The organism is Buttiauxella sp. BIGb0552, from assembly GCF_004366275.1.
Lineage (GTDB): Bacteria > Pseudomonadota > Gammaproteobacteria > Enterobacterales > Enterobacteriaceae > Buttiauxella > Buttiauxella gaviniae.
In genome coordinates, this window is the sequence record NZ_SODY01000008.1 from 91,640 (window position 1) to 118,125 (window position 26,486).

A 26,486-nucleotide genomic window follows, 5' to 3' on the forward strand; every position below is an offset into this window, starting at 1 on the left:
AGGCCGGCTTTTTGGCTTACATCACCAGGCGGCGAATGTCGGCCAGCGTGTTGTTGATGATGGTGATAAAGCGCGCACCATCAGCACCGTCGATCACACGGTGGTCGAAGGAAAGAGACATTGGCATCATCAGACGCGGAGTGAACTCTTTACCATTCCAGACTGGCTCGATAGCAGACTTGGAGACACCAAGGATTGCCACTTCTGGCGCGTTAACGATTGGTGCGAAGTGAGTCGTCCCGATACCGCCCAGGCTTGAGATAGTGAAGCAACCGCCCTGCATTTCGCCAGCAGTCAGCTTGCCATCACGAGCTTTCTTGGAGATAGCCATCAGTTCGCGAGACAGCTCGCTAATGCTCTTCTTGTTCACGTCTTTAAAGACGGGAACAACCAGACCGTTTGGCGTATCAACCGCAACACCGACGTTGATGTATTTTTTCAGCGTCAGCTTCTGACCGTCTTCGGACAGGGAGCTGTTGAAGCGTGGCATTTGCTCAAGAGCAGCTGCAACCGCTTTCATGATGAACACTACAGGAGTGAACTTCACGTCCAGCTTGCGCTTGGCCGCTTCGTCATTCTGCTGCTTACGGAATGCTTCCAGATCGGTGATATCAGTTTTGTCGAAGTGCGTAACGTGCGGGATCATCACCCAGTTACGGCTCAGGTTAGCACCAGAGATTTTCTGGATACGGCCCAGTTCCACTTCTTCGATTTCACCGAACTTGCTGAAATCAATTTTCGGCCATGGCAGCATGCCTGGCAGACCGCCGCCAGTTGCCGCAGCTGGTGCAGTTTCTGCACGCTTAACAGCATCTTTCACGTAAGCCTGAACGTCTTCGCGCAGGATACGACCTTTACGGCCAGTCCCTTTCACTTTCGCCAGGTTCACACCGAACTCACGCGCCAGACGGCGAATCAGTGGAGTTGCATGAACATATGCGTCGTTTTCAGCGAATTCAGTTTTACCGGAAGCCTGCGCTGGTGCCGCAGTTGGTTTCTGAGCTGCCGCCGCAGGAGCCGGAGCTGCTGCTTCTTGCTTAGCTGCTGGAGCAGGCGATGCGCCTTCCACTTCAAAGACCATAATCAGAGAACCGGTAGACACTTTGTCGCCAGTATTGATTTTGATCTCTTTAACCACACCCGCGAACGGAGCCGGGACTTCCATAGAGGCTTTGTCGCCTTCTACGGTGATCAGTGATTGTTCAGCAGCAACTTTGTCGCCCACTTTAACCATCACTTCAGTCACTTCAACTTCGTCACCGCCGATGTCTGGGACATTGACTTCTTTAGAGCCAGAAGCCGCAGGTGCAGCAGCCGGAGCCGCTTCAGCTTTAGTTTCTGTAGCAGCCGGTGCAGCACCTGCTACTTCGAAGACCATAATCAGGGAACCGGTAGACACTTTGTCGCCAGTGTTGATTTTGATTTCTTTTACCACGCCCGCGAACGGTGCCGGGACTTCCATAGAAGCTTTGTCACCTTCAACGGTGATAAGAGATTGCTCTGCTTCTACTTTGTCGCCCACTTTAACCATAATCTCGGTCACTTCTACTTCGTCACCGCCGATGTCTGGCACGTTCACTTCTTTTGCTGCGGCGGCTGCCGGAGCCGCTGCTGGCGCTGCTTCTTTCTTCTCTTCAGCCGGAGCTGGTGCAGCTTGCGCTGCACCTTCGGCGGATTCGAAAATCATAACCAGTTTGCCGGTTTCAACTTTGTCACCAACCGCAACTTTGATCTCTTTGACCACACCTGCTTGCGGAGAAGGGACTTCCATTGAAGCCTTGTCACCTTCCACGGAGATGATGGACTGGTCAACTTCAACCTTGTCGCCCACTTTCACCATGATTTCGGTAACTTCAACTTCGTCTGCACCGATGTCCGGTACTTTGATTTCGATAGCCATTTTATTCTTTACCTCTTATGCCAGACGCGGGTTGACTTTATCAGCATCGATGTTGAATTTGATGATAGCGTCAGCTACCACTTTCTTATCGATTTCGCCACGTTTAGCCAGTTCGCCAAGTGCTGCAACAACCACATAAGATGCGTCCACTTCGAAGTGGTGACGCAGGTTTTCGCGGCTGTCAGAGCGACCGAAGCCATCAGTACCCAGTACGCGGTAATCGCTTGCTGGGATGAAGTTACGGATCTGCTCAGCGAACAGTTTCATATAGTCAGTAGATGCCACTGCTGGTGCATCGCTCAGAACCTGAGCAACGTACGGTACACGTGGTTCTTCAGTTGGGTGCAGCATGTTCCAGCGCTCACAATCCTGGCCATCACGCGCCAGTTCAGTGAAGGAAGTTACGCTGAATACATCAGAGCCAACACCGTAGTCTTTAGCCAGGATCTGTGCTGCTTCACGTACGTGACGCAGGATAGAACCAGAACCCATCAGCTGAACTTTACCTTTGCTACCTTCAACTGTTTCCAGTTTGTAGATACCTTTACGGATGCCTTCTTCCGCGCCTTCTGGCATGGCTGGCATGTGGTAGTTTTCGTTCAGCGTAGTGATGTAGTAGTAAATGTTCTCTTGCGCTTCACCGTACATACGCACCAGGCCGTCATGCATGATGACTGCAACTTCGTAAGCGTAAGAAGGATCGTAAGAGATACAGTTAGGGATAGTCAGAGACTGAATATGGCTGTGGCCATCTTCGTGCTGCAAACCTTCACCGTTCAGTGTGGTACGACCGGAAGTCCCGCCGACCAGGAAGCCACGCGCCTGTTGGTCACCCGCTGCCCAGCACAGGTCGCCGATACGCTGGAAACCGAACATGGAGTAGTAGATGTAGAACGGGATCATTGGCAGATCGTTGGTGCTGTAAGAGGTCGCAGCAGCCAGCCAGGAAGAACCTGCGCCCAGCTCGTTGATACCTTCTTGCAGGATCTGGCCTTTCTCGTCTTCTTTATAGTAAGCAACCTGCTCACGGTCCTGCGGGGTGTACTGCTGGCCGTTCGGGCTGTAAATACCAATCTGACGGAACAGACCTTCCATACCGAAAGTACGCGCTTCATCGGCAATGATTGGAACCAGACGGTCTTTGATAGACGGGTTCTTCAGCATCACGTTCAGGGCACGAACGAAAGCGATAGTGGTGGAGATTTCTTTGTTCTGCTCTTCTAACAGAGAGCTGAAGTCAGCCAGTGTTGGCAGTTCCAGTTTCTCGGTGAATTTTGGCAGGCGCGTCGGCAGGTAGCCGTTCAGTTTTTCACGCTGGCCATGCAGATATTTGTACTCTTCGCTGCCTTCTTCGAACTTGATGTAAGGCAGTTTTTCGATTTCCGCATCGGTCACTGGAACATTGAAACGGTCACGTACATAACGCACGCCATCCATGTTCATTTTCTTAACCTGGTGCGCGATGTTTTTACCTTCGGCAGTTTCACCCATGCCATAACCTTTAACGGTATGAGCAAGGATTACAGTTGCTTTGCCTTTGGTTTCTTGTGCATTTCGCAGTGCAGCGTAGATTTTCTTCGGATCGTGGCCGCCACGGTTCAGTGCCCAAATCTCATCGTCGGACATATCTTTAACCAGTGCAGCAGTTTCTGGATAACGACCGAAGAAGTGCTCACGTACGTAAGCGCCGTTTTTGGATTTGAAGGTCTGATAGTCGCCGTCAACGGTTTCGCCCATCAGCTGCAGCAGCTTACCGCTGGTATCTTTACGCAGCAGTTCGTCCCAACGAGAGCCCCAAATCACTTTGATAACGTTCCAGCCAGCACCCGCGAAGATACCTTCCAGTTCGTTAATGATTTTGCCGTTACCGGTTACTGGGCCATCCAGACGCTGGAGGTTACAGTTGATGATGAAGCACAGGTTGTCCAGTTTTTCACGGGTAGCGATGGTGATCGCACCTTTAGATTCTGGCTCATCCATCTCACCGTCGCCCAGGAACGCGTAAACGCGCTGTGCGGAGGTGTCTTTCAGACCACGGTGTTCCAGGTATTTCTGGAATTTAGCCTGATAGATTGCACCAATTGGACCCAGACCCATAGATACGGTCGGGAACTGCCAGAATTCAGGCATCAATTTAGGGTGCGGATAAGAGGACAGACCATTACCGTGAACTTCCTGACGGAAATTGTTCATCTGGTCTTCAGTCAGGCGGCCTTCAAGGAAAGCACGTGCATATACGCCTGGGGAGATGTGGCCCTGGAAGTACACCAGATCGCCGCCATCTTTCGCATTGCGCGCGCGGAAGAAGTGGTTGAAACACACGTCATACACGGTTGCAGAAGACTGGAAAGAGGACATATGGCCGCCCAGATCGAGGTCTTTTTTAGACGCTCGTAGGACAGTCATGATGGCGTTCCAACGGATAGCAGAACGAATACGGCGTTCCAGCTCCAGATTCCCCGGGTATTCCGGTTCATCTTCAACGGCGATGGAGTTTACGTACTGACGGGCAGCAGAACCTTCTGCAACTTTTACTCCGCCTTTACGGGCTTCGCTCAGTAACTGATCAATCAGGTACTGTGCGCGCTCAACACCTTCTTCACGGATGACCGATTCGATCGCCTGTTGCCAGTCGCGAGTTTCGATCGGATCCACGTCATTTGGGAAACGTTCTGACATGGGTGGTATTCCTTATCTGTGTCTAATACGTTGATTTTCTGGAACCTGTCCCATTGTATTTTCCTTGGAAAAACACAATAAGACAGGTTCTGCGTTTAGTTGCCGCGCTCTAAAAATTGGCGCTTTTGAGAATCTGAAATTTCAGACTCTTATTCCTTACGTTGCTGTAAGCGCCGCAGAGAACGTTCTCGACGACTCTGTTCGCGGCTGCGATCCAGCAATATTTCTTCGATAAATGCCAGGTGACGGTGCGACGCTTCGCGCGCCTGCTCCGGCTGGCGAGCCATAATCGCCGCAAAAATGCTGGCGCGATGGCTGCTCACTTGCGCCAGCATTTCACGGCGCGCATAGAGCAATTCAAAATTCTGACGAACGTTTTGTTCGAGCATCGGTGACATACAGCGCAACAAATGTAGTAGCACAACGTTGTGGGCGGCTTCCGTCACGGCGATTTGATACTGCATAACCGCATCGGATTCTGCATCCAGATCGCCGGACTCTTGCGCTTTTTGAATGGCTAAATGGCAGTCGCCAATACGTTTGAGGTCTTCGTCTGTACCACGCAATGCAGCGTAATAGGCAGCGATACCTTCAAGGGCGTGGCGGGTTTCAAGCAGATCAAACTGGGATTCAGGATGGTCAGACAGCAGTTCGACCAGCGGGTCGCTTAAACTTTGCCAAAGACTGTTCTGGACAAAAGTACCGCCGCCCTGACGACGAAGCAGGAGTCCTTTCGCTTCGAGACGCTGAATGGCCTCGCGTAGTGAAGGACGAGATACGTCGAATTGTTTTGCCAATTCGCGCTCTGGTGGGAGTTTTTCGCCGGGACGCAAGGTTCCCTCGAGGATGAGAAACTCCAACTGCTGCTCAATCACATCGGATAGTTTTGGTTGGCGGATTTTGCTGTAGGCCATTTTTTCCCTGTCTCTGCCATTAGCCCTATACCCGTCATACTTCAAGTTGTTGGTGCCTTAGCTGCTCTCGTTCACCCGAATCACTTACTTAGGTAAGCTCACCGGGACTCTCTCGTTTGCCGCCTTCCCACAACTCGAATTATTTGGGGTATATCCCCTTCAGACTTCAAATCATCTGGGGCTAGTCAATTGGTATGACCAATTTCACATTCTTGACGCTAAAGTAACAAAGTATTCACCTTCTGTCCATATTGGTTTTGATTGAAATCATTAAACCAGGCACATTTTAACAACATTACAGAAATGACGTTTCAAAGCTGTAACTTTGCACAAATGTCACATTTACTCACACACAGACGTATTTAACGTTTACGAAACAGCAAAAAGTGCCTTTTCTTGCAATTTGAACCGATTCATCACTTTAAAATATGAATATTAATTCAACAAATTCGCTTAACGTGGAGAAATAACAGGCGGAATAAATAATTCGGGCGGGAGAACAACTGGTTTTTTTTTATTCAACTATTCACGGCAGTAATAGAAAGCAGGTGCAAACACTGGCACTTACCACTATTCTTTGCGCTGCGGTAGTCCAATGCGCAAAATACTGGAATTCAAAACCGTAAAATAAAGACTACACATTACGGAATTACAAACTTACAGAGGCGCGGCCAGCGCCCTGAAAATGACCACACGAGGTTAAATGATGGAACAAGGCGACACGCTGAAACGCGGCCTTAAAAACCGCCATATCCAGCTCATCGCGCTAGGTGGAGCTATTGGGACAGGCCTGTTTCTGGGCAGTGCGTCTGTCATCCAATCCGCCGGGCCGGGGATTATTCTTGGTTATGCGATTGCAGGCTTTATTGCCTTCTTGATCATGCGCCAGTTAGGTGAAATGGTCGTTGAGGAGCCGGTAGCTGGCTCATTTAGCCATTTTGCTTACAAATACTGGGGCGGATTCGCAGGTTTTGCTTCTGGCTGGAACTACTGGGTACTGTATGTACTCGTTGCCATGGCAGAACTTACTGCAGTTGGTAAATACATTCAGTTCTGGTACCCGGAGATCCCAACCTGGGCATCTGCCGCGGTCTTCTTCGTCGTCATCAATGCCGTCAACCTCACTAATGTAAAAGTATTTGGTGAGATGGAGTTTTGGTTCGCGATTATCAAAGTCATCGCGGTTGTCGCTATGATCGTATTTGGCGCATGGTTGCTGTTTAGTGACCACGCAGGCCCACAGGCGACAGTGCGCAACTTATGGGAACAAGGTGGATTCCTGCCACACGGTTGGACCGGACTTGTGATGATGATGGCGATTATCATGTTCTCGTTCGGCGGTCTGGAGCTGGTTGGGATTACTGCTGCGGAAGCAGATAACCCACAGGTTAGCATTCCGAAAGCAACCAACCAGGTTATCTACCGTATTCTGATTTTCTATGTGGGTTCCCTGGCAGTGCTGTTGTCTCTGATGCCATGGACTCGCGTTACCGCAGACACCAGCCCGTTTGTCCTTATCTTCCATGAACTGGGCGATACCTTTGTTGCAAACGCACTTAACGTTGTTGTTCTGACCGCCGCACTGTCTGTTTATAACAGCTGTGTTTACTGCAATAGCCGTATGCTGTTTGGCCTGGCCCAACAAGGCAACGCACCGAAAGCACTGCAGAAAGTTGATAAACGTGGCGTTCCAGTGAATACCATTTTGGTATCTGCTCTGTTCACCGCTCTGTGTGTACTGATCAACTACCTGGCACCAGCGGAAGCCTTTGGCCTGCTGATGGCTCTGGTGGTGTCTGCACTGGTCATCAACTGGGCGATGATTAGCCTGGCGCATATGAAGTTCCGCCGTGCTAAACAACAACAGGGCGTGAAAACGCGTTTCCCAGCCCTGTTCTATCCATTGGGTAACTACGTCTGCCTGCTGTTTATGGCGGCAGTATTGGTGATTATGGCGATAACTCCAGGCATGGCTATCTCCGTATGGCTGATTCCAGTATGGGTAGTCGTTCTCGGTATCGGTTACTTCATCAAACAGAAGAACTTGAAGAGCGTTAAAGCTTAAGCCATTCTTCTTTAAATAAGCGCCCCGGCGAGCTTTGGCTCACCGGGGCGCTTTGTTATCTGCTTCACATATTCTTAACAATGACAGTATTGTCCATCTCTGTGGCGGATTACGGACACGCAAATTTCCTCCAATAGCTCAATACTCTTGTCCATATTCTGGTCAGGAGCATTTTCTATGGAAAGCAGCACATTATCTGTGAAAGAAAAGATTGGCTACGGAATGGGGGACGCCGGATGTAACATTATCTTTGGTGCCATTATGTTGTTTGTTAATTATTTTTATACGGATATTTTTGGCCTCGCCCCGGCATTAGTGGGTGTTATGCTGCTTTCAATCAGGGTGATTGATGCAGTAACGGACCCAATAATGGGTGCCATTGCTGACAGAACACAGAGTCGCTGGGGACGTTTTCGTCCATGGATTTTATGGATGGCAGCGCCATTTGCCTTCTTCAGTTACCTGATGTTCACCACGCCTGATTGGGCTTATAGCAGCAAAGTTATCTATGCCTTTGTTACCTATTTCCTGCTCTCTTTAACCTATACCGCAATTAATATTCCTTACTGCTCACTTGGCAGTGTGATTACCAACGATCCGAAAGAACGCGTGGCCTGCCAGGCTTATCGCTTTGTTATGGTTGGTATTGCAACGCTCATTCTTTCGCTTTCTCTGCTGCCGATGGTTGACTGGTTTGGTGGCGGCGACAAAGCCAAAGGTTATCAAATGGCGATGGGCGTTCTGGCGGTACTGGGCATGTGTATGTTCCTGTTCTGCTTCACGACCGTCAGAGAGCGTGTTCGTCCGGCAGTGCCTAGCAATGACGATCTCAAAGCTGACCTGAAAGATGTCTGGAAAAACGACCAGTGGGTGCGCATTCTTCTGCTGACACTGTGCAACGTCTGCCCGGGTTTCATCCGTATGGCGGCAACCATGTACTACGTCACTTGGGTGATGGGCCAAAGCACCAGCTTCGCGACATTATTCATTAGCCTCGGCGTAGTCGGCATGATGGGTGGCAGCATGTTAGCTAAAGTGCTGACTGACCGTATCTGTAAACTCAAAGTGTTCTTCTGGACCAACATCGTGCTGGCCATTTTCTCCAGTGGTTTCTACTTCCTCGACCCGCACGCCACGACACTGATTGTTGTGATGTATTTCCTGCTGAACATTCTTCATCAGATCCCTTCCCCACTGCACTGGTCACTGATGGCCGACGTAGACGACTACGGCGAGTGGAAAACAGGCAAACGCATCACCGGCATCAGCTTCTCCGGTAACTTGTTCTTCCTGAAGCTGGGGCTGGCGATTGCAGGCGCAATGGTTGGCTTCCTGCTTTCCTGGTACGGCTATGATGCCGGTGCCAAGCAGCAAAGCCCTGAGTCAATTAACGGTATTGTGATGCTGTTTACCATCATCCCAGGCGTTGGCTACCTGATTACCGCAGGCGTTGTGCGCTTGTTGAAAGTTGACCGTGAATTAATGCAGCGCATTCAGGCAGACCTTGAAAAGCGCCGCATCAACTATCGCGAACTGAATGAATATCACGACAGCAAACCTGTTGAAGCCAAACTGTAAGGAAAGCCCTATGAATCAGGAGCAATGGCCTAATCCATTTATTGAGCAGCGCGCCGATCCGTTTATTTTGCTGCATGAAGATTACTACTACTTTATTGCGTCAGTACCAGAGTACGACAGGCTGGAGATCCGCTGCGTACGCACAATAAGCGAGCTGCCAGATGCACAACCTACCGTGGTATGGCGCAAACCCAATCGTGGCCCAATGAGCGAACTTATCTGGGCACCAGAGCTGCATCATATCGACGGTAAGTGGTACATCTATTTCGCCGCCACCCACACGCAGGAACTGGATCAGTTAAATATGTTCCAGCACCGCATGTTTGCGCTGGAATGTGCGGATGCAGACCCGCTCACCGGGAGATGGGTTGAAAAAGGCCAGGTAAAAACGCAGTTCGACAGCTTCTGTCTTGATGCCACAACCTTTAAACATCAGGGCAAGCAATGGTATTTATGGGCGCAGAAAGATCCTGATATTGCAGGTAACTCCAATATTTATCTTGCCGAGCTGGAAACCCCTTGGGCCATCAAAGGCACGCCGTTGATGTTAAGCAAGCCGGAGCTGGACTGGGAATGCAGAGGTTTTCTGGTTAACGAAGGTCCAGCGGTTGTGGTTCATGGCGATAAGCTGTTTGTCAGCTATTCCGCCAGCGCCACCGATGAAAACTACTGCATCGGCTTGTTGTGGATCGACCTGAATGCCGACCCAACTAACCCTGCTAATTGGCATAAATCGCCACAGCCAGTGTTTGCCACCAGCTACGAGAACAAGCAGTTTGGGCCGGGCCACAACAGTTTTACCAAAACTAAAGACGGGAAAGATGTGCTGGTGTATCACGCGCGAAACTACACGGAAATTGAGGGCGACCCTCTGTATGACCCGAATCGCCACACACGCCTGAAAACACTCGAATGGGATAAAAACGGTATGCCGGTGTTCGGCATACCGCCTGCAGATAATCGTTAGAATTCCCAATGCCCTTCACTTTGAAGGGCATTTTTTTGTTTAAACAATTCTATTGTAGGTCGGATTAGCTTAGCGATATCAGTAATTAAGCCAATGAAAAAAATGTTGAGTGGTGGTAATCCTTATCCACCTTACAAAAACTCTTCAGTGGCCTTTATGCGCAATCTGGTGTTTTTTGGTTTTAAAAAGGTGATAGCTGTCAGACCAATTTATTCTTGTTATGTGACAACTTTCTCAATCGGCAAAAAACATAACTCCTGGAGCAAATATCACAATAGCGTAATAAACCATCAGTCCATAGAGTGAGTAAATAACACACTCAATGCCTGGAGAAATAAAATGAGTACAGCAAGGAAACTCTCCGTTGCGGAAAAAATTGGCTTCGGTATGGGCGATGCCGCATGCGGAATAGTTTATTCCTCAGTCACCATGTTTTTAACGTATTTCTATACTGATATTTACGGACTATCCGCTGCCGCAGTGGGAATAATGTTTCTGGTTACCCGCGTTCTTGATGCAATTACCGACCCACTTACCGGATTGGTTGCCGATCGGGTACACACGCGCTGGGGGCATTTCCGACCATGGTTAATTTGGTTTGCAATTCCTTATGCGGTGCTGGCGGTATTAACCTTCAGTACACCGGATTTTGGTGAATCAGGAAAGCTGCTTTACGCTTATATTACCTATACATTATTAATGCTTTGCTACACATTTATTAACATTCCGTATTGCGCACTGGGTGGCGTGATTACCACCGATGAAAAAGATCGTTTATCTGCCCAATCTTATCGCTTCACTATTTCGTCACTCGCCGGATTAGTTGTTTCTGTCGCAACATTATTTTTAGTTGACTGGCTGGGTAAAGAAAATAAACAATTCGGCTTTCAGGCAACCATGGCGATTATGGGAACACTCGCCGTCATCATGCTATTTTTCTGCTTCTTTAGCACCTCTGAACGTGTTCGCCCAAAAGTCGAAACTAACAGTAGTATGATGGATGACCTGCGAATTTTATTGGCGAATGACCAGTGGCGTATCGTGGCAGTGATCACCTTTTTCTCAAGTATGGCAGGCGTAATGCGCAGTGCAGCAACATTGTACTACGCTACTTACTTGATGCTCGGCGGCATCGAAAGTGCTGCTGGAACCGCGATGAAATCCGCATTTGTTTCCACAAGTGTGGTTGGCACCATTATCGGCAGCATCGCCGCAGGCTATTTGGCACAACGCTATCGTGCTGTATCATTATTTAAAAATATTAACTTATTGCTGGTTGTTATCGGTGTGGTGATGTTCTTTGTTCCACCAACCTGGCTTGCTGTTGTATTCCCACTTTATTTCCTCGTCGGCTTCTTCCACCAAATGTATCAACCTTTCAAATGGAATATGATGGCTAACGCGGCAGATTACGGCGAATGGAAATTTGGTCGCCGAATTACAGGGCTATCGTTCTCCGGAAACCTATTTGCATTAAAAATGGGCATGGCCGTTGCTGGGGCATTTGTCGGTTTCTCACTTGGATGGTTCGGTTATCAGGCGGGTAATCCAACGCAAACAACGCTTGCTACCAATGGCATTATTGGTTTATTAACCATCGGCCCGTCTATTTCCTATCTGGTACTCTACTGGTTAAGCCGTTTCTATATTCTTGATGACAAAATGATGAACCAAATTCAGCGCGATCTCGCTCATCGTGAACAAGTTGAAGAAATTAACACCCCAGCAGTTACACCAGCTTTAATTTCCAAAGGTGCTAATAATCATGGTTAATATCACAAATCGCCCTGGATATTACAAAAACCCAATTATCCATGCAGATTATTCAGATCCAGATATTGTGCGCAAAGGCGATGATTTTTATATGGTTTCATCGAGCTTTAACCATTTTCCCGCGCTGCCCATTCTGCATTCGAAAGACTTAGTAAACTGGAAAATCATCAACCACGTATTCTCTCACTTTGATAACAATACTTACGACACCATGCAGCCGGGAAAAGGTGTCTGGGCACCGTCGGTTCGCTATCACGATGGAAAGTTCTGGGTATTTTTCAGCACGCCAGATGAAGGCATTTTCATGTCGTTTACGGAAGATCCTTATGGAGAATGGAGCGCGCCACACTGCGTGAAAGCCGCAAAAGGCTGGATTGACCCCTGCCCGCTTTGGGATGAAGACGGGCGAGCCTGGCTGGTTCATGCTTTTGCCCACAGTCGTAGCGGCAGAAAACATCAGTTGCAGTTACTTGAGATGTCGCCGGATGGCCGTTCGATCCTGAACGAAGGGCGAGTTATTTACGACGGAGCGCTGGATCAGCCGACGATCGAAGGGCCAAAGTTCTACAAATGCAACGGCTGGTATTACATCTTCGCGCCTGCTGGAGGGGTTGAAACCGGCTGGCAATCAGTATTGCGCGCCAAAAATCTGCAAGGCCCATGGGAAGCCAGAGTGGTTTTACAACAAGGAGAAACTCAGATTAACGGCCCGCATCAGGGCGGTTTTGTTGAACTCGATAACGGCGAATGTTTGTTTGTGCATTTCCAGGATGCCGACCTTTATGGACGTATTGTGCATCTACAACCCATGCGCTGGCTGGAAAATGGTTGGCCGATCATTGGCGAAAACCAAACGGCTGAAGGAATTGGACAGCCCGTAACTGAACATCGCCTCCCTTCAATCGCAAAAGATCCGCAGGGTAATGAAACGCCGCAAACCAGCGATAGCTTTGCCGAAGGCCGCCCAGGTTTACAGTGGCAATGGCAGGCTCATCCCCAGCAAAAATGGCTACAATCCGCCACAAATACGCTGGCACTAACCTGCCAGATAATGCCGGAATACCAGGGCGAGCAGGCGTTGTACGCTCAACCAAATCTGCTATTGCAAAAATTTCCTGCACGTGAGTTCAGCGCAACCACCAGACTAGAGGCGGCGTTCGTTCAACCGGGCGAACTCAGTGGCCTGATAATTTACGGCGAACGCTACGCAGCGCTGGCGCTTGAGCAGTATGAAGGAAAGCGCAAAATTACGTTTATATCCGCCTGGATGAGCGATACCGGGGTACTTCATCAGCAACAACGAGATATTGCCGACTGGCTGCAAAACACGCCACTTTGGCTAAAGGTGGATGTAAAACCTGGCGGAATTTGTCATTTCAGTTTTAGCGAAAATGGCACTGACTGGCAAAGTGTCACGCCTTGTTTTGCTGCAGGAAAAGGTAAATGGGTTGGCGCAAAAGTGGGGATTTTCGCCGCCTCACACCAGGCAGTAGCACAACCAGGAGTGGGTTTTTATTCACACTTTACTATCGAGGTTTAAGATTGAGAAACCCGGTGGCGCAACGCTTGCCGGGAATCCCTTTAAATAAAGAACCTTCAATAGAGAGCATTAAACCAGAGTGCCGTAAATAGTCAGCAACGCCACCACCACCAAAATCACCAACGACGTTTTCTTCGCCATCGAAACCGCCGCCTTCGGCGTTTTGATTTTATCGAGATGCGGCTCTCGGGCTAGCGAATACTGAGCCAGCCTGGTCAATACCTGATATTGCGAAGTATGGCGATCGGCTAACGATGCAAACCACGCAGGAAGCGCCCTTTCTCCATGTCCCAGTAGTGCATATGCCACACCAAACAGACGCACTGGCACCCAGTCCAGCACATGTAAAATGGTATCAATACCGGAATGCAAACGCTCTTGCGGAGAATGATGGCGCGCAAGCCACGTCTGCCACGCGCGCAAGAATGCATAACCCGCAAGCGTTACCGGCCCCCACACACCGCCGACGATAAACCAGAAAAGTGGTGCGAGATAAAAACGAAAGTTAATCCACAGCAGCGCATTTTGCAGCTCTTTCAGATACTCACGCTCATCACAATCAGGTGGAACACCGTGAATCAGCGTCAGTTCACTCGCCATCGCATCGCGCGCGTGACTATCGCCATGGCTCACAGCCTGCAAATACGCATGGTAATGCAGTCGAACCTGGCCTGCGCCAATACACAACACGCCGAGTGCAATCCAGAAAACGAGCAGTGGCACGTTGAAGAACAAACCTTGTAACGCGCGAATACAGAGGAAAACCACCAACATACATAGGGCAGTCATCAGAATAGTACGTAATAACGAAAAGTTTTTTACTCGCCGGAAAAGCGCTTCAAGGCGGTGATCTAGCTGCCAGTGTTCGCCCAGCTTAAATAACCGTTCCCAAATCATCACCAGCAGTAATGTAAACAGCGTCATTCCATCTCCTTATTCGGCGTTACCTCTACCGAGTGGCGAAAACGCGACCAGTCGAATGCAGGACCAGGGTCGGTTTTACGCTCCGGTGCAATATCGCAATGTCCCGTCATATGGTCAGCAATTGCCGGATAAACCTTCACCAGTAGATCTGTAATCGCGGCAAGCTGTTGATATTGCTCATCAGTATAGGGCAGCGTATCTGTCCCCTCCAACTCAATACCAATCGAAAAATCGTTACAGCGTTCACGGCCCTGATACAAAGAAACCCCTGCATGCCAGGCGCGTTTATCAAAAGCAACATATTGAACGATTTCGCCATCACGACGAATAAGACAATGTGCTGAAACTCGTAAATGTGCGATACCCGCGAAGTACGGATGAGCTTGCGAATCAAGTGTTCCGGTAAACAACGCATCAATCCATGGCCCACCAAATTCGCCTGGCGGTAAACTGATGTTGTGCACCACCAATAAGGAAGGTGTTTCATCCTCTGGTCGGCAATCGAAATGTGGGGATGGGACATGTTTAACACCCACCAGCCAGCCGTCTTTTAGCTGCATCCACGGTCTCCTTAGAGTGGTACTTGAGGTCGCATCAATGTAGCATGTTTCGACATTAACTAAGCCATTTCGGAGTTTTATCATGCCTCCTCGCCGTTATAACCCAGACCGCCGACGTGACGAGCTTCTCGACCGTATTAACCTTGATATTCCAGCAGCTGTTTCTCAGGCTTTGCGTGAAGATCTTGGTGGTGACGTCAACCCCAATAACGATATCACTGCGCAGCTCCTGGATGCAGATCACCGTTCACATGCCGTAATCATCACCCGTGAAGATGGCGTGTTCTGTGGTAAACGTTGGGTCGAAGAGGTTTTCATCCAGCTTGGCGGGGATGTCAAAGTGACCTGGCATGTTGAAGATGGCGATCTCGTTGCCGCTGACCAGCCACTTTTCGAATTAACTGGATTATCACGCGTGCTATTAACTGGCGAGCGCACCGCGCTTAACTTTGTGCAAACTCTGTCTGGTGTGGCAAGCGAAGTGCGCACCTATGTTGATTTGCTTGCAGGCACAAACACGCAATTGCTCGATACCCGTAAAACTCTGCCGGGCCTTCGTACCGCGTTGAAATACGCAGTACTGTGTGGCGGTGGTAGCAACCACCGTTTAGGTCTGTCCGACGCATTTTTGATTAAAGAGAACCACATCATCTCCTCAGGTTCCATTCGCCAGGCGATAGAAAAAGCCTTCTGGTTCCATCCAGATGTGCCTGTTGAGGTTGAAGTCGAATCTCTTGATGAACTGGAACAGGCACTGCATGCCGGGGCTGACATTATCATGCTCGATAACTTCAACGTTGAAGACATGCGTAAAGCTGTCGCTATCACCAGTGGTAAAGCACGTCTGGAAGTTTCAGGAAACGTAACTAAAGAAACTATCCGTGAATTTGCTGAAACGGGTGTCGACTTTATCTCTGTTGGCGCACTGACTAAACATGTCCGCGCGCTCGATCTCTCCATGCGTTTCCGCTAATTTCTGCCAGGCAGATGAGCAAAACTCATCTGCTTATATCTTCCCGTTACGTTACCGCTCGCATTTTTATTGCCGTCTTTGCAAATAACAAAAATATCCTGGAATAGAGCTTCCTGATATTTACACTCGCACTCGCCTGAAGAATTTAAACGACGCAAAGTGCCGCTATCTCAACCAGGAGCGGCATATGAACAAACAACAAGGATTCACACTTATTGAGCTGATGGTTCTTAGTACAGCTAAAATAAAGTAATATTTATTTTTATAGTACAGTAATGCTGACTATTTAATGCCACCAATAAGTGCTTGTAAATAATGGTTTTTTATGTTTATGTGATGAAGGTTTGAAGCTTTTCTAATCGAGACCATTGATAGATAATCAGAAAGTTCTAATGTGGGAGTGGCATAGACGCAAGTAATTGTTTTAAGATTGATACTGCACCGACAAATCGCCGCGAAAATTAAGAATGTAGGGTATCACCTCAAAGCAGATAAGTTAGATATTAACATATCAATTGAACAACCTCACATAGCAAGCAGAATTAAATGCGTTAGTACTTTCATACTATAAGGAAACTATATGCCACGATTTGTAGAGATACCATTTTCAGATTCAAAAGAATTTGAGTCATATGTTTGTGATTATTTCTCCATACAGTATTCAACTGTATTCGCCACATATGGCTCAGCAGGACAAAATCAGTATGGTATTGATGGCTTACATTATTCACCCAGTTACAACAGCAAGGTTCATGTTATACAATGTAAAAACTGGAATGCTAAAGAATTAAAACTAAGTGATATATTAGCAGATATTGAAAAAACAAAGAATTTAAATATTAAATTTGATGTATTCCATTTTGTAACTTCCAGCAAAAAGAGCACAAAACTACAAGATGACATAGCTAATAATCTTGAAAAACTAACTAACAATTTTAGTTTTGATTTTCAAATTCACTATTACAGTGATTTTTTTAATGATTCATTAAGGCACAAAAACATTGTAAATAAATATTTTTCAATGTTTCTTAATGAAGAGGATTCCCCTCAAATACGAGATACAAAGTCTCTATTTATGTTAGCTCGCTTCATAGAGTCTTCGTTTGTTGATATACCCTACCATATATCGAAAGCAAGAATAAACGAAACTCCAGCATACTCTTCCTTAGAATGTTTAAGTACATTTCAACAGACTATACCAGATGGTATCTTTTATGATCCCAAACTTAATGAATATGTAGAGATCTTCTTAGAATATATAGAAAAAATCAACCATTATAGAATACCAAATTTTGAGTTCAAGTATGACCAAAACATACCACGCCTCTTTCATTTAAAGTATATAGGGAAACCTGAAGAACATAACTTTATTGTAACTAAAATTGAAAACTTGATCGAGAACTTCTCTGAAACATTTAAGAGATTTTTAAGTTATATCAAGAGAAATCATTATGATTTCGATATATTCAAAAACTATTATGTGCCACCAAATATTTAATAGTTAGGTATACAAGCAAACTTAAGTCACCCATAATCTATACCCGTAGAATTTAAGTACTGGTATTTAGGGGGAATAATGAAAAACCTTTGGGTGATGTTAATTGCATTAGCTTTGACAGGTTGTGCAATGGTTCAGTCAGTACAATGATGGAAAAACTGTGAGTATTCAATCTGACGCTTGGTATGGTTTAGATGGTTTACAGAAAACAGCTAATAATGCATGTAATCAGTATGGTAAATCTAAAGCAACATATACACATAGTGAACCCGAATCTACCCGCAGGGACAGGTGTACAAAATACAATTTGGAAATGTGAGTAGTAACATTTTACACGTGGAGACAATCATGACTGAATCAGAATTCTATAAAAAATATCCAACAAAAGATTTTGAATTGAATCGCGTACATATTAAAGAAGGTGGTTTTCAGGATTCAATTGAAGAAATCACATATGATGTTGTAGATAAACATTCTGATAAAGTAGTAGCCAGGATTAAAAGAACAGAAGTCACTAATCGCGGTAGCGAATCTACTATTTTCTGGGAATAATAAAAAAAGCCCCGAACGGGGCTTTCTATTTAGTTACCACTAAGTAGCATAATGATGATTCTGATAATGTAAGATAGTACAAATGAATCAAATTTAACCCCATCCAATACAATCCCTTAATAGTGGTGATTTTCTGGAGCAGGACAAATGCAACCCGAACCAATCATTTGTCCCATTTTAAAAATGTTCAGAAAATCGCAGCTATTTGCTTTTATTCAGTATTACATTGTACAATTAGGAGAAAAATTCAGCTCGACATCAATGAAAATCATCCTTCTGTAAAAGGACAAAACGAATGAAATGGATTAAAAAATTTAGCAAGGATTTTGAAAATGATAAATTAAGGATTTCATACTCTCGCTTAAATTGGAATTATTTAAAACCGTCAATTAAAGAAACATTAGATATATTATCTGAAAAATTAAATAAAAATGGAATCGATACTTTTACTCATGATTATTCTGATGATGGGAAAGTTATAGGCTTTGATGGTTTGAATTTACAATTTAGCAATTCGTTTACAGGAAATGTTCGCATAGCCGAAGCTGAGGATAAACTAAATAATCTTCATACCCAGAAGGGGGGGGTTCTTGCAATTACTTATAATGCAACGGGCTCTATAAACATAATGATACTACCTTCTAAATCAGAAGACAGTTTGGCTAAGCATACTCATATCATTCTTCACTATACCTATAATGCAAGAACCATTACACCTAAAAGAATAGAAAAATGCGTGAAAGCATTTATACATTATCACCGCTATACGGGAGTTTTGCATCAGAGTACTTTAGCCGATAATTTAGTTGTAAGATGGCTGAAGATAAGAATGTATTGGATTCAGTACTTGAATCCAAATGAGAAGTTTAAACGATACTCGGGGTTATATATTCCTATAGTAAGCTTAATTGTAGCTTTTGCAGCAGCAATTGCATCGATACTATCACTTGTTATAGCTTTGAAAGCCCCATAAGTTTCTGGTTTCAGTTTTTAATAAAATAGTGTGAATACAAAAAAGAGGTATTTAATTTAAAAACCTCTAGGAACGCACTCAAAATAAAGACTAAAAGTAGTATTTTAAATAGCAGGATGATTTAAAGAGATGGGGGCATTAAGCCCCTTTATTTTTAGCACTGGTCTTATCAAAGTACATTTCAAAATCAACATCAAATTCTTCGAATTTTTTTAAAGTTTTTTGCAATTCCTCAACATCATTTCTAATATTGTCCACAGCCTTTTTGAGGTTGTCATCAATGATATAACCACTACTATTTTGCAAGGGAAGTTTGATCGCACTCCATAAAACGTAGCTTCTTATTTGTATAGATTCATAATCAGAGCGAATGTTTTGGGCTGAAGTTATTAAATCTTTTTTTAGAAACCAATTAAAACGGGATAGTTGTTTAATTGTAGCTTGAATTGTGAGCGGTGTTATTTTTTCATTTTTGAAACAGTCAAGCAAAAAATCACAATCATCAACTGTGATATGACCTTTAAGAAGAGATATTATAACCTCATCTCCTTCACTTTTTCTTTTTATTAAATGAAGATGATTATAATACTTTGATATAGTAGTCATAATTTCAGGATATTCATAAACTATTAACTTCTTTGCTAACTCGTAACCATCTTCATGTTTTTTCTGATTAATCCAATCTGGTGCTTTTCTGTATGCTGCTATAGCAATAGTAAGAGTACCGAATGTGCTTATCGAACTTACCCAATCACTAACACTACCGAATTCTGCACCATTAAACACGGCTTTCAGCAAGAGCATAGTACCAACAACACACAGTGCAATTACTGAACCTTTAAGAATGCTATTAATTTTATTCACAGTTCATCCTATCAATAGTACTTTAATGGTTATTTAAAACTATAATTCAAATCTGTCAGTACTAATCCTAACAGGCATTCACTTTGGAAATTTGAATATTTCCTCAATCTCTGTTTTAAACGATTTAGAATCCTCAGCAATAGTACTTTTAAGGGCAGTTAAAGCTTGCTGAGATTCATGTAACGCATCAATATCCCTACCTCTTTCATCTGCAAAAACCTTTAGCGAAAGATTACAAAATTCTTTTAAGCGGCTAAAAGCATTTTCTACTTCTGGTGACGCCTCTATTTTCCATCTTTTACAAGATTGTAACTTAGATTGCAAAGCTATTATTCTATATACAATAGTTATAATCTCATCCCTAAGAGGGTTAAAATGAGGGGCATCTCTCCGAGCATTAATAATATCAAAAAATAAACGCTGTATATCATGTTCCACCTCGTCATATTCTGACATTAATGAAAGTGTATGATTAAAACCAGTTTCATTTCTTTTTTGTTTGAACCAATTAGGGGCTTTCTTCAAAGCGATTAACGCAATAGCAAAAGTACCAGCAGTTGCTACAGCACTTAACCCAGCCCACCAATCAGCAACCTTACCCAGGTCTATTCTACTACCCTGAACAAGCATCATCACACCGATAAGCAATAACATCCCTACGATGCTCAACAGTAGAATATTAATAACCTTCAATACCTTATCCATACACTACCCTTAGAATTCATCTACTGTATTTCTTACGTTTTCAATCAAATCAAAATCAAGATGAACATCATAAACATCAAAGTTCATTGATGTTTCATGCTCATCTTCGATATACATATCTTTGCAACCATTATTAATGCTGTAATCTATAGTGTAATGAATACAATATGTATTATCATATAAATATTCTACACCTTGTATAACGATATAATCAGATGATGTAGCACGATAATCAATGAAACTTAGATCAATGTTCAAGATACGTACTAAAGTACGATCCCTTATCTTTTCACTTAAAATTTCAAATAGCTTTTTTGCACTCTCGTTATTATGTTCTGTAATATTCGTAGTGATTGGGTAATGTCCCATGATTGTACAGCCTCATGTATTGATTATTTCTCCATCCTACAACATCCATCAAGTACTAGATATCGTGAAACTTAGAAAGGTAGTTAAACCTGATCACAAAATTCATCTTCTAGGTGCTGAACATCATTTAGTTAGGTCAAACCATCTAAAAACATCTCTCACTGTTCTTCATATAGCTGTATGGAGCATACCCTACAGCACGTACTTCCAGCCCGTACATGCAATTTTAGGTACAAAAGGGATATCCTTTTACTTATGATGCAATAGTTCTAACTCAGTACTTAATAACAGCCAACTTTGTTCGCATGCTTGTTTGTTTTTTTAATTATAATTGATTGGCTTTTGTCTAAGTTTTTTACTTACAGGCACTAACTTTAAAATATTCAATAAGTCGAAAGATAACTAAAGTGGTTTCCAAATACTATAAATATTGGGAGGTGTTTATAGGAGGAATGAATTTTTTCTGAAATAAAACAAGTTAGATTGTGTACTAAGTTCAAATATATTTGATGCAGAAACTAAGCTGAAACAAAAAGTACTTATGTGCTATACTATATGTATAGAAATTACAATCCTGATTGGCGGTCTTTCATTCGTGAAAGACTGATAAAATAGAACCTGATCCTATCGAAAATGTAGATGGCAGATGAGTTGTCCAGACAGAACGAAGTGCAAATTAGACCCGTCAAAAAGTTAACGAACGGCAATGCGGCACTATAAAGAACCGGATAATACCCCGTAGGTTCCTCGATAGACATATAAGCCAATGCTTACCAAATGGTATAAGGGAGTCTATTGTTTGAATAGATGATCTGGGCTACGGATTGATACAATCCGCTACTGGTATTAAGTACTGTATAAAGTACTTAATATAAAAAGCCAGTACAAGAATGTATAATATAGATCCGTCCAGAAATTGATGATTTCAAATACTTAGACACTTATAGAAATTGTTCATGTAGTTTCTATAAGTTGAGTAGTGATGAGCTACGACCGTTGCATAAGAACTTAGATAGGAAGAAACCGGGCAACCCGCTTCCGCTTGTTCTGATTTATATAAAATAGATCCGTCCAGAATTCTATACATGAAATGTTGACAAGTATCAGCGTCAAACACTTTAAGAAGTTCAAGATAATTGTATTTCTTAAATTTCTTCCTCCCTTGCGGGGGATAGAATTGTATCTAAGAAATCCCGTCAATAAGTGTTGTTTAAACTATAAGATAATTAAAAAACAACTAATTAAAATCTTTTGAATTGAATGAGAGCTAAATGAACGCAGTGAATTTAGAACGAATGAAAATTCTTGACTTACGAAGTAAGGCAATCAACACAACAACCTATTAAATTAATAGCATTTAGGCTTTATAGATATCCAACGGATTAAATCTCTATGTAGCACACTCAATCACATATCACTAAGTTACTTTAAATAATTTTTATTAATAATTAATTGTACAGTACCAATGATATTCATTTCCACAGAAGCATTTCTGTCTACAAATATAGATGGGTAAACATTATTATCACTTAATAGGTACACCCCATCAAGTTTCACTTGTACTCGTTTGATTAAGTAGTTACTACTTTGAAACAGTACTACAAGCTTATTATCTTTGAGTTCCTTATCTTTTGTATCAATCACCAGTACCGAACCATAGTTAAGCGTTGGGTACATTGTATCGTTAACAACACTCAATGCTACAAGTGAAGCTGCATCTGGAGTACTGAGAAGTTCAGAATCAACTATCAGTTTCTTAGTTGGGTTATCAATAAAAGGAACATCAAGAGCATGTTCTTGTGCATATGAAACCAGTGAAGCCTTGCCCGTAGCTAACCATTCCACCGACACATTGCCAGCTCTCGCAAGCAGTACGAGATTCTCAAGCGTTGGACTTGAGATACCTTGAAGATAGTTATGTACAGTACTGTACCCAATCCCAGCCCTCTTAGCGAAATCTCTTCCAGAACCAGATGGAACCAGAGTTTTTAGCCTTTCACTGAATTGTTTAGTACTTTCTTTTTTCTCAATCATTTATGTAACTCGATCTCGTTCATTTTAAGGAACGGGTGTTCCTTATCATATTTGACAAGTTCCTTATAATGATCAATCATATCCCCAACTTAAGTAACGAGTGGTCATTATGAGTAATCATAATCAGCTAGGATCTCAAAAAAAGGAATCAATTACCAGCCCCAGCAACTGGCATAGGGCTGACATCATTGCGGCAATTAAGAAGAAGGGAGGAACACTTTCACAGTTATCGCGGGAAAATGGTTTACACGAACGAACTCTATACAATGCATTAGAGCGAAAATGGCCTAAAGGGGAACAGATTATTGCCGATTACATAGGTGTATCGGTAAAGGAAATCTGGCCTGAACGTTACAGTACTACGAAATAATTATGGGTATGTAACTTATTTTATCTGCTTGTCATAACTACTGTTGATAAAGTTACTATGTTAGTTCATGTCGTAATTTTTGGAAGAATATAAGATTCTCAGGTGATGATAATTGTTATACACCAAAAATTGGTAACGAATGTTGAATGCGGCTTTTAAATTAAAGAATGAATAATTCAAAGGGATCTATATGTTAGGTTTAATTGTTATTATTATTTGCATTGCCATTTCAGTATTTGTCTATAAGAAAATCGCAAAGAGATGCCGTAATATAGGGCATGGTGGTGTAAGGTCTTTTTTGACTGCATTGATACCAAGTTTTTTTATATTCATTATCACAATGGTTATCGGGGTTAATAATTTATTCCCTAACGATAAAAAATCAACTATTTCCGATGTATCTGTACCAGCACCTCTATCTGCGAAGACTACAAACCAGAGTGCACATTATTATGATAATTTCTCAAGAAATTTTGATGAATTATACGTTCAGTATGAAAATTCAAATGCTATGAAAGTTTATTACTGCTTTGAGTTCGGAGGTGACCAAGAGAAAAATGGTAATGCTTATGCATTAATGTTTAGTGAAATATCTAAAACCAACCAGATGTCAAACGATATAATAGAATCTACCAAGCAATTTCAACAGTTTCTTTTGAAATATAATAACGATATGCCAGAGGTTCTTAAAAAGAAATTATTCACTACTAAAATTGAAATAGGGATAACATGTAATAAACTTGCAAAATTGGGAAATCATGAATTGCATAATGAATAATCTTTATCAAAAATAGTAAGTATACTCACATAACTAAACCGTAAATTCTTAATAAAGTAGAGTCTCTATATGAAATATAAATTATGTTCACTATTATTACTGACAGTATTTTCAGGTGTTGTACAGGCTGGAGTAGTGGGTGCTAATATTGATAATGTTTTGGATAACTGCAAGAAAAATGCTATATCAACGATTGATTCTCAAAATTGTTATAACACCGCGACATCGGCTTGGGATTCTGAGCTTAATAAGCAGTATAAAGAATTAATTAAAGATCAGCCTGAAAGTGTTCGTACTGCATTACAAAACACTCAGCGTTTATGGATCAAATATCGTGATTCATATGCAGAGACTATGAATCAGTACTACAAACAGCAAGAAGGGACTACTTGGGGTTTGGTCGCTCTAGAATCAAAGATGTCGATAACTCGAGATAAAGCTATCGATCTATATCGTCTGAGAAATAGTACAGATGTTTCAATAACTAATAGTACCAATATCATTAAAAAAGATGCTAATGCTCAAATAGAACCTGAAATAAATAATGAAAGTGGAAATAAAAAAATAGCGGATAACACAGCAGTTATACCAACATCTGATGACTCCCTATCTAAAGGTGAGTTCACTTGTAAGTTTGTCATGGAGGGTGATAAAAGCATACAAGAAAATGGATTAGTTATTAATACTGCAAGAATGCATGTGAAGGACAATGGAAAACAGTTTACTGTAACGACAGGTGATTATTATAATATCCCTAAAAAAATGGCAAGTCCAAATTTAGATACGTCCTTACGAAAAGAGAATGAATTGATTGGTACTGGTGGGTTAGAAAATGATGGTTCGGTCACGGCCTATAAAAAATACAAAAATGGTAATTATTTATTAAAGAATTTTAGTGATACAAGTTTTAATCATATAAGATTCACAATTACACTATTTGCATGTAAATGAAGTCCTTAGATTATATAAGAGGTCATGCTAATGACCTCTTATAATTAGAAGAAAATACTTATAGCCTGTTCTATTTTTGTTCGTTACCAGGAAGATAATGATGAAATCCTACATGTTGTTAATTTTTCTTAGTCTTAGTGGATGTGCCTCACATGGTGACCAAAACAATGCCACTATTGAAGAGTTCATGCAACAATATGCTTATGTTAAGAAAAACTGTGAACGGATGATCGCAGCACGTAATACATACTATACGTGTGAAGATCCTAATAATAATATGCTCTTGCAGCCAACATTCATCGCAAAACCAAATCCAGATAATCCCAGAAATAATTCAGTACTGTACGCTACATGGGGTCCGTACGAATTCAGTATGAATGCACCTTATCAGGTATGGTAATTAAAATTATTAATTTATGGAAAAGGCATAACCGCAAAGGTATGCCTTTTGTTAATTGGAACAGATAGATAAAGCTGGTGGGAATCCAGAGTTCACCACCTTCAACGTGTTTTTGGTACTAAATTCACAAAGTAGTACACCGAAAAGCAACCGTTCTGAATCCTCTTTGAAATATCGGTGAATTACTTCATGCAAGGCACACTCTGCCGCAGAAAAGTAATCTGATTTTTGAGTATTCATACATTAAACTCCGCTGAGTTCAATTTAAGTACGTCGTTAGTACTGAGCATGGATTTTTTTACTCTAAAAACTGTTGCTCTACCGCAGTCACACAACTTTGCGATCTCATCCGGTGTGTTCTTCCCTACCTGAAGCATTTCAATAATTTTACTGTGTAAGGCAAGATTCTTTTGCTTGCCCTTGTACCTTCCAGCTTCTTTAGCAACAGCTATACCCTCATTACGTCTGGACGCAATGATTCCCCTTTCAAATTCGGCAACTGCACCCATCATAGTAAGAATTAATCTTGATGAAGGTGAATTGTCAAAACTCATCTTGTTATCAACAAATTCTACTCTTACATCTCGCTTTGTTAACTCATCGACCAATTCAAGAAGATCTTTTGTATTTCTGGCTAATCTATCGATCGATAAAACTCGAAGGGTATCGCCTTTACGTAACCGGGAAAGTAGGCTTTGAAGTACTGGCCTGTCGCTAGTGGATTTCCCTGATACCTTCTCAGAAAGTACCTCATCACATAATGGTTCAAGAACTACCAGTTGACGATCCAACCGCTGTTCAATACTTGAGACTCTGCAATACCCGAAAATCATATACGCACCCAAAAGTATCATTTGAATTAATGAAATGATACAGTATCAGATACTTGGTTTCAAGGTACATATGATACTAAACGAAGTACTGAAAAAATTGTATCGCTAGGGAGTACCCAAATGAGAAATTTCTATTTATTTTAATGTACTGGAGTATTTGACCTCTCCATATCTAAAAGTGAACACAAACTGCTCACTCAGTCATCATGCATGTTTGAACTTCTAGGCACCATACTATTGAGACCCTTCCAGGGTAACGTTATAGTGTCCCGACACTTTGAATTAA

Annotated in this window: 23 protein-coding genes; 13 read left to right on the top strand and 10 right to left on the bottom strand. The window is 43.1% G+C overall.

Features of this window, described 5'->3' with window-relative positions; all coding sequences use genetic code 11:
* Positions 1–16: 16 nt before the first annotated feature.
* From aceF to pdhR, 3 genes are all read right to left on the bottom strand, one after another.
* On the bottom strand, positions 17–1,900 hold the full coding sequence (gene aceF, locus EDF88_RS21050; protein ID WP_134187043.1) for a pyruvate dehydrogenase complex dihydrolipoyllysine-residue acetyltransferase: 1,884 nt from the start codon (positions 1,898–1,900) through the stop codon (positions 17–19).
* A 15-nt stretch (positions 1,901–1,915) separates the two neighbouring features.
* Complete coding sequence (aceE, locus tag EDF88_RS21055; protein ID WP_134187045.1) at positions 1,916–4,579, bottom strand: pyruvate dehydrogenase (acetyl-transferring), homodimeric type; 2,664 nt, start codon at positions 4,577–4,579, stop codon at positions 1,916–1,918.
* Between the two features lie 149 nt (positions 4,580–4,728).
* Positions 4,729–5,493, bottom strand: coding sequence for a pyruvate dehydrogenase complex transcriptional repressor PdhR (gene pdhR, locus EDF88_RS21060; protein WP_064516235.1), 765 nt, complete (start codon positions 5,491–5,493; stop codon positions 4,729–4,731).
* A 703-nt stretch (positions 5,494–6,196) separates the two neighbouring features.
* On the opposite strand from pdhR, the gene aroP reads away from it, so the two are divergent.
* The 5 genes from aroP to EDF88_RS21085 all read left to right on the top strand — a co-directional run bounded on the left by aroP (position 6,197) and on the right by EDF88_RS21085 (position 13,416).
* On the top strand, positions 6,197–7,558 hold the full coding sequence (aroP, locus tag EDF88_RS21065; protein WP_134187047.1) for an aromatic amino acid transporter AroP: 1,362 nt from the start codon (positions 6,197–6,199) through the stop codon (positions 7,556–7,558).
* Between the two features lie 177 nt (positions 7,559–7,735).
* On the top strand, positions 7,736–9,136 hold the full coding sequence (locus tag EDF88_RS21070) for an MFS transporter (protein ID WP_134187049.1): 1,401 nt from the start codon (positions 7,736–7,738) through the stop codon (positions 9,134–9,136).
* 10 nt (positions 9,137–9,146) lie between these two features.
* Positions 9,147–10,103 (top strand): family 43 glycosylhydrolase, encoded by a 957-nt coding sequence (locus tag EDF88_RS21075; protein WP_134187051.1) that lies wholly within the window; start codon positions 9,147–9,149, stop codon positions 10,101–10,103.
* A gap of 339 nt (positions 10,104–10,442) precedes the next feature.
* Complete coding sequence (locus EDF88_RS21080; RefSeq protein WP_134187053.1) at positions 10,443–11,876, top strand: glycoside-pentoside-hexuronide (GPH):cation symporter; 1,434 nt, start codon at positions 10,443–10,445, stop codon at positions 11,874–11,876.
* Complete coding sequence (locus EDF88_RS21085) at positions 11,869–13,416, top strand: glycoside hydrolase 43 family protein (RefSeq protein ID WP_134187055.1); 1,548 nt, start codon at positions 11,869–11,871, stop codon at positions 13,414–13,416. The genes EDF88_RS21080 and EDF88_RS21085 overlap by 8 nt, the downstream gene beginning before the upstream one ends.
* Positions 13,417–13,485: 69 nt before the next feature.
* Here EDF88_RS21085 and ampE read toward each other — a convergent pair whose 3' ends face one another.
* Complete coding sequence (gene ampE / locus EDF88_RS21090; protein WP_134187057.1) at positions 13,486–14,340, bottom strand: beta-lactamase regulator AmpE; 855 nt, start codon at positions 14,338–14,340, stop codon at positions 13,486–13,488.
* Complete coding sequence (gene ampD, locus EDF88_RS21095) at positions 14,337–14,900, bottom strand: 1,6-anhydro-N-acetylmuramyl-L-alanine amidase AmpD (protein WP_064516224.1); 564 nt, start codon at positions 14,898–14,900, stop codon at positions 14,337–14,339. Before ampD ends, ampE begins: the two co-directional genes overlap by 4 nt.
* Before the next feature lie 82 nt (positions 14,901–14,982).
* Here ampD and nadC point away from each other — a divergent pair, with 82 nt between their 5' ends.
* The 4 genes from nadC (at position 14,983) to EDF88_RS24995 (ending at position 18,896) form a co-directional block, all read left to right on the top strand.
* Entirely contained in the window at positions 14,983–15,873 is an 891-nt protein-coding gene (nadC, locus tag EDF88_RS21100) for a carboxylating nicotinate-nucleotide diphosphorylase (protein WP_064516222.1), read from the top strand.
* Between the two features lie 580 nt (positions 15,874–16,453).
* Positions 16,454–17,371 (top strand): hypothetical protein, encoded by a 918-nt coding sequence (locus tag EDF88_RS21110; RefSeq protein WP_134187059.1) that lies wholly within the window; start codon positions 16,454–16,456, stop codon positions 17,369–17,371.
* Between the two features lie 348 nt (positions 17,372–17,719).
* Complete coding sequence (locus tag EDF88_RS21115) at positions 17,720–17,923, top strand: hypothetical protein (protein ID WP_134187061.1); 204 nt, start codon at positions 17,720–17,722, stop codon at positions 17,921–17,923.
* 295 nt (positions 17,924–18,218) lie between these two features.
* Positions 18,219–18,896 carry a hypothetical protein gene (locus EDF88_RS24995; protein WP_243839649.1) on the top strand — a complete coding sequence of 226 codons (678 nt, stop codon included), beginning with the start codon at positions 18,219–18,221 and terminating at the stop codon, positions 18,894–18,896.
* Between the two features lie 138 nt (positions 18,897–19,034).
* Here EDF88_RS24995 and EDF88_RS21125 read toward each other — a convergent pair whose 3' ends face one another.
* The 4 genes from EDF88_RS21125 to EDF88_RS21140 form a co-directional block, all read right to left on the bottom strand.
* Entirely contained in the window at positions 19,035–19,760 is a 726-nt protein-coding gene (locus EDF88_RS21125; protein ID WP_134187063.1) for a hypothetical protein, read from the bottom strand.
* A gap of 78 nt (positions 19,761–19,838) precedes the next feature.
* Entirely contained in the window at positions 19,839–20,465 is a 627-nt protein-coding gene (locus EDF88_RS21130; RefSeq protein WP_134187065.1) for a hypothetical protein, read from the bottom strand.
* Positions 20,466–20,474: 9 nt separating this feature from the next.
* A complete protein-coding gene (locus EDF88_RS21135) occupies positions 20,475–20,834 on the bottom strand; it encodes a hypothetical protein (RefSeq protein WP_134187067.1) in 360 nt (119 codons plus the stop codon).
* Between the two features lie 1,422 nt (positions 20,835–22,256).
* Positions 22,257–22,868: an XRE family transcriptional regulator gene (locus tag EDF88_RS21140; protein WP_134187069.1), complete on the bottom strand. Its 612-nt coding sequence runs from the start codon at positions 22,866–22,868 to the stop codon at positions 22,257–22,259.
* 109 nt (positions 22,869–22,977) lie between these two features.
* On the opposite strand from EDF88_RS21140, the gene EDF88_RS21145 reads away from it, so the two are divergent.
* The 4 genes from EDF88_RS21145 to EDF88_RS21160 all read left to right on the top strand — a co-directional run bounded on the left by EDF88_RS21145 (position 22,978) and on the right by EDF88_RS21160 (position 25,367).
* Positions 22,978–23,238 (top strand): helix-turn-helix domain-containing protein, encoded by a 261-nt coding sequence (locus EDF88_RS21145; protein WP_134187071.1) that lies wholly within the window; start codon positions 22,978–22,980, stop codon positions 23,236–23,238.
* Positions 23,239–23,428: 190 nt separating this feature from the next.
* Positions 23,429–24,016 (top strand): hypothetical protein, encoded by a 588-nt coding sequence (locus tag EDF88_RS21150; RefSeq protein ID WP_134187073.1) that lies wholly within the window; start codon positions 23,429–23,431, stop codon positions 24,014–24,016.
* 69 nt (positions 24,017–24,085) lie between these two features.
* Positions 24,086–24,967: a lysozyme inhibitor LprI family protein gene (locus EDF88_RS21155; RefSeq protein WP_134187075.1), complete on the top strand. Its 882-nt coding sequence runs from the start codon at positions 24,086–24,088 to the stop codon at positions 24,965–24,967.
* A 97-nt stretch (positions 24,968–25,064) separates the two neighbouring features.
* Positions 25,065–25,367 (top strand): hypothetical protein, encoded by a 303-nt coding sequence (locus tag EDF88_RS21160; RefSeq protein ID WP_134187077.1) that lies wholly within the window; start codon positions 25,065–25,067, stop codon positions 25,365–25,367.
* 236 nt (positions 25,368–25,603) lie between these two features.
* Here EDF88_RS21160 and EDF88_RS21165 read toward each other — a convergent pair whose 3' ends face one another.
* Positions 25,604–26,200 (bottom strand): recombinase family protein, encoded by a 597-nt coding sequence (locus EDF88_RS21165; protein WP_134187079.1) that lies wholly within the window; start codon positions 26,198–26,200, stop codon positions 25,604–25,606.
* Positions 26,201–26,486 lie beyond the last annotated feature (286 nt).

What these genes read in the sequence shown, in the direction of transcription:
- EDF88_RS24995 (WP_243839649.1), top strand. Translation starts at nt 18,219, where the DNA reads ATGAAATGGATTAAAAAATTTAGCAAGGATTTTGAAAATGATAAATTA.
- aceF (WP_134187043.1), bottom strand. Translation starts at nt 1,900, where the DNA reads ATGGCTATCGAAATCAAAGTACCGGACATCGGTGCAGACGAAGTTGAA.
- EDF88_RS21080 (WP_134187053.1), top strand. Translation starts at nt 10,443, where the DNA reads ATGAGTACAGCAAGGAAACTCTCCGTTGCGGAAAAAATTGGCTTCGGT.
- EDF88_RS21140 (WP_134187069.1), bottom strand. Translation starts at nt 22,868, where the DNA reads ATGATTGAGAAAAAAGAAAGTACTAAACAATTCAGTGAAAGGCTAAAA.
- aroP (WP_134187047.1), top strand. Translation starts at nt 6,197, where the DNA reads ATGATGGAACAAGGCGACACGCTGAAACGCGGCCTTAAAAACCGCCAT.
- pdhR (WP_064516235.1), bottom strand. Translation starts at nt 5,493, where the DNA reads ATGGCCTACAGCAAAATCCGCCAACCAAAACTATCCGATGTGATTGAG.
- ampD (WP_064516224.1), bottom strand. Translation starts at nt 14,900, where the DNA reads ATGCAGCTAAAAGACGGCTGGCTGGTGGGTGTTAAACATGTCCCATCC.
- EDF88_RS21110 (WP_134187059.1), top strand. Translation starts at nt 16,454, where the DNA reads ATGCCACGATTTGTAGAGATACCATTTTCAGATTCAAAAGAATTTGAG.
- EDF88_RS21115 (WP_134187061.1), top strand. Translation starts at nt 17,720, where the DNA reads ATGACTGAATCAGAATTCTATAAAAAATATCCAACAAAAGATTTTGAA.
- EDF88_RS21150 (WP_134187073.1), top strand. Translation starts at nt 23,429, where the DNA reads ATGTTAGGTTTAATTGTTATTATTATTTGCATTGCCATTTCAGTATTT.
- EDF88_RS21135 (WP_134187067.1), bottom strand. Translation starts at nt 20,834, where the DNA reads ATGGGACATTACCCAATCACTACGAATATTACAGAACATAATAACGAG.
- nadC (WP_064516222.1), top strand. Translation starts at nt 14,983, where the DNA reads ATGCCTCCTCGCCGTTATAACCCAGACCGCCGACGTGACGAGCTTCTC.
- EDF88_RS21075 (WP_134187051.1), top strand. Translation starts at nt 9,147, where the DNA reads ATGAATCAGGAGCAATGGCCTAATCCATTTATTGAGCAGCGCGCCGAT.
- EDF88_RS21160 (WP_134187077.1), top strand. Translation starts at nt 25,065, where the DNA reads ATGATGAAATCCTACATGTTGTTAATTTTTCTTAGTCTTAGTGGATGT.
- aceE (WP_134187045.1), bottom strand. Translation starts at nt 4,579, where the DNA reads ATGTCAGAACGTTTCCCAAATGACGTGGATCCGATCGAAACTCGCGAC.
- EDF88_RS21165 (WP_134187079.1), bottom strand. Translation starts at nt 26,200, where the DNA reads ATGATTTTCGGGTATTGCAGAGTCTCAAGTATTGAACAGCGGTTGGAT.
- EDF88_RS21130 (WP_134187065.1), bottom strand. Translation starts at nt 20,465, where the DNA reads ATGGATAAGGTATTGAAGGTTATTAATATTCTACTGTTGAGCATCGTA.
- EDF88_RS21085 (WP_134187055.1), top strand. Translation starts at nt 11,869, where the DNA reads ATGGTTAATATCACAAATCGCCCTGGATATTACAAAAACCCAATTATC.
- EDF88_RS21145 (WP_134187071.1), top strand. Translation starts at nt 22,978, where the DNA reads ATGAGTAATCATAATCAGCTAGGATCTCAAAAAAAGGAATCAATTACC.
- EDF88_RS21070 (WP_134187049.1), top strand. Translation starts at nt 7,736, where the DNA reads ATGGAAAGCAGCACATTATCTGTGAAAGAAAAGATTGGCTACGGAATG.
- EDF88_RS21155 (WP_134187075.1), top strand. Translation starts at nt 24,086, where the DNA reads ATGAAATATAAATTATGTTCACTATTATTACTGACAGTATTTTCAGGT.
- ampE (WP_134187057.1), bottom strand. Translation starts at nt 14,340, where the DNA reads ATGACGCTGTTTACATTACTGCTGGTGATGATTTGGGAACGGTTATTT.